This window comes from Pseudomonas sp. GW456-12-10-14-LB2, assembly GCF_002884345.1.
GTDB lineage: Bacteria > Pseudomonadota > Gammaproteobacteria > Pseudomonadales > Pseudomonadaceae > Aquipseudomonas > Aquipseudomonas paraglycinae.
Genome location: NZ_POHV01000148.1, coordinates 1 through 273, shown reverse-complemented (window position 1 = coordinate 273; position 273 = coordinate 1). Strand labels below are relative to the sequence as shown.

Annotated in this window: 1 protein-coding gene; it reads right to left on the bottom strand. The window is 69.6% G+C overall.

All coding sequences use genetic code 11. The features are described 5' to 3' along the window. Window positions 1–192: hypothetical protein (locus tag C1X29_RS29895; RefSeq protein WP_218275718.1), on the bottom strand; the 192-nt coding region annotated here is incomplete at its 3' end. Window positions 193–273: the final 81 nt, after the last annotated feature.

The window sequence follows — 273 nt, the reverse complement described above, 5'->3', positions numbered from 1 at the left end:
CTCCTGGAACGTGTACTCGGCCTGGAGCCGGGTGTTCACGAAGACAAGCGTGGTCCGGTGATCCTTGATGAGCTCGTAGATCGCCGGCATCGAGTGCCAGGCCGTGTGGCCGGAGATCGGCAGCGCCCGGCCGAGGTCGAGCATGCGAAGATCCGCCTTCGCGCCGCCGGCCACCGTGACGAGGTCGGCCATGGGCGTCTCGACGGGGGCCCTCTCCCGTGCGGGAGAAAGTCGCGAGGAGGCCGAGCCTCCTCCCGGAAGGCTCCGGCCCTC